Annotated in this window: 1 protein-coding gene; it reads right to left on the bottom strand. The window is 38.0% G+C overall.

The window, feature by feature from the left end; genetic code table 11:
* Positions 1 to 284 (bottom strand): hypothetical protein (locus ACHRV3_RS23025; RefSeq protein WP_395436294.1); only part of this gene is annotated, 284 nt, incomplete at both ends.

Raw genomic sequence — 284 nt, 5'->3', positions numbered from 1 at the left:
GACCGGTAAAACTGCCATCACCATTAAGATCAATCCATTCCCATTGGCTATAGTCGATTGCACCATTTGCGTCAGGAGTATTTTTGGTTACAATTCCATCATTATTGGCATCGTACCATTCGTCTTGAATTCCGTTACCGTTGGTGTCGTACCAAACATAATCTCCTAAAACAGGTCGAGTTGATGATCCATATAAGAAATTATGCACTTGAAATTTACATTCTTCAAGAGTAGTAAGGAATACATTTGAATCCACCGGATATAATTGGTGTACGCTACTTAAA

This window comes from Flavobacterium sp. FlaQc-49, assembly GCF_044005985.1.
Taxonomy (GTDB): Bacteria; Bacteroidota; Bacteroidia; order Flavobacteriales; family Flavobacteriaceae; genus Flavobacterium; species Flavobacterium cupriresistens.
Note: the sequence above shows the minus strand (reverse complement) of the source record. Positions and strands in the feature narration are given on the sequence as shown.